The sequence below is a fragment of the Collinsella sp. SGI.178 genome (genome assembly GCF_050313495.1).
Classification (GTDB): domain Bacteria; phylum Actinomycetota; class Coriobacteriia; order Coriobacteriales; family Coriobacteriaceae; genus Collinsella.
Genome location: NZ_JBNPLM010000046.1, coordinates 1 through 1,719, shown reverse-complemented (window position 1 = coordinate 1,719; position 1,719 = coordinate 1). Strand labels below are relative to the sequence as shown.

The following is a 1,719-nucleotide window of genomic DNA, read 5'->3' as shown; positions in this document are numbered from 1 at the left end:
ACGTGCGGCGGGGGTTCTTTCGCCCTGCGGAATGTCCGCGAAGGTTAGCCCTCAGATCCTGCTACGACTACATCCTCGGATTGTGGGGCTGAATGAAGGACGTGGCTGAGGGGGCCTTTTGTCCCCTTCGCTGTTTCGCGGCTTTGCCGCGAAAGCTCGCGCCACTTTGGGGATGGATGGAGGTTTTGGCTGTTGCTGCCTTCTATCCCCGTGCTTTGGGGCTGGTTGCTTTTTGGAGCTCATTTATATTCCTTATGCTGGATGAAAAGCCCCATGTTTTTGTTGGGGTGCATACTCGTCTTAAAAATGTATAGAATCGCGTATAGTGCGAGTAAGATATTGCGCTGTCTGTTTTGTGTTTAGCAAAGATATAGTTTGCATAATCTGGTCTAATCCATGCTATATCAAAATAAAGTCGCACGTAAATAGCTTAGATATGCTTGAGCTGGGCATCTTTACGCTGAACGGGTAAAAACGACCGTTCACCGTTCAACTGTTTTCAAAATGAATAAAATGAGCGATAAAGAGAATATAAACCTTAATAAACTCGCGTATTGCACGGACGTGGGTTATTAATGGGATGTAGGCCTTTTACAGAAAGGATTCCAGCAATGTCTAAGCCTCTTGGCAAGCCCGATCGTATTGTCGTCGCCCTTGGCGGCAACGCCCTCGGCAACAACCCCGTCGAGCAGATCGAGGCCGTGAGCAACACCGCCCACGCTCTCCTCGGCCTCATCGAGCAGGGTAACGAGATCATCATCACCCACGGCAACGGCCCGCAGGTCGGCATGATCCAGAATGCCTTCGCCGCCGCCCACGACGCCATCGGCACCCCCGAGATGCCGCTGCCCGAGTGCGGCGCCATGTCCCAGGGCTATATTGGTTATCACCTGCAGCAGGGCATCGGCCGCGAGATGCACAAGCGCTATAAGCGTTGGCACGCCGCCACCGTCGTCACCCAGATCGAGTGCGACCCGGACGATCCCGCGTTCAAGAACCCGACCAAGCCGATCGGCCCCTTCTACACCGAGGAGCAGGCCAAGGAGTTCATGGCCGAGGATCCCTCCAAGGTCTTCGTCGAGGATTCCGGCCGCGGCTGGCGCCGCGTCGTCGCCTCCCCCGATCCCAAGAAGATCGTCGAGGCCGACTCCATCCTCAACCTGCTCGACAACGAGTTCATCGTCATCGCCTGCGGTGGCGGCGGCATCCCCGTCGTCCGCGACTACGAGAACAAGGGTTGCTACAAGGGCGTCCCCGCCGTCATCGACAAGGACCTGGGCGGCGAGCTGCTGGCCGAGGACTGCGACGCCGACGTCCTGTTCCTGCTGACCGCCGTTGAGCATGTCGCCATCAACTTCGGCAAGCCCGACCAGGAGGAGCTCGAGGACATCACCGCCGACGAGGCCGAGCGCCTGGCCGACGAGGGCCAGTTCGGTAAGGGTTCCATGGAGCCCAAGGTCCGCGCTGCCATCAAGTTCGCCCGTTCCCGCAAGGGCCGCACCTGCATTATCGGCGCCCTGGACAAGGCCGCCGAGACCATGGCCGGCCTCTCCGGTACCCGCATCCACGAGTAGCCTCTACTCTGTTGCCTCTCTTGTGGGCGCCAGGCAAAGCGCCCACAAACTAGCCTCTCTTCATGAGCCCCGCAGTCCGCTCCGACTGCGGGGCTTTTGCTATTGAGGTGACTGTTCATGAGAAGCGCTGAAGACCGCGGAAACC

Annotated in this window: 1 protein-coding gene; it reads left to right on the top strand. The window is 58.2% G+C overall.

Annotation, left to right across the window (positions count from 1 at the left end; all coding sequences use genetic code 11):
* Positions 1-611: 611 nt before the first annotated feature.
* The gene (gene arcC / locus ACQRAQ_RS08530; protein ID WP_427794545.1) at positions 612-1,574 is read left to right on the top strand and encodes a carbamate kinase; all 963 of its coding nucleotides are present in this window, start codon (positions 612-614) and stop codon (positions 1,572-1,574) included.
* Positions 1,575-1,719 lie beyond the last annotated feature (145 nt).

Bases quoted from the DNA above. Each gene is read 5' to 3' on its own strand.
- arcC (WP_427794545.1), top strand. From the start codon at position 612: ATGTCTAAGCCTCTTGGCAAGCCCGATCGTATTGTCGTCGCCCTTGGC.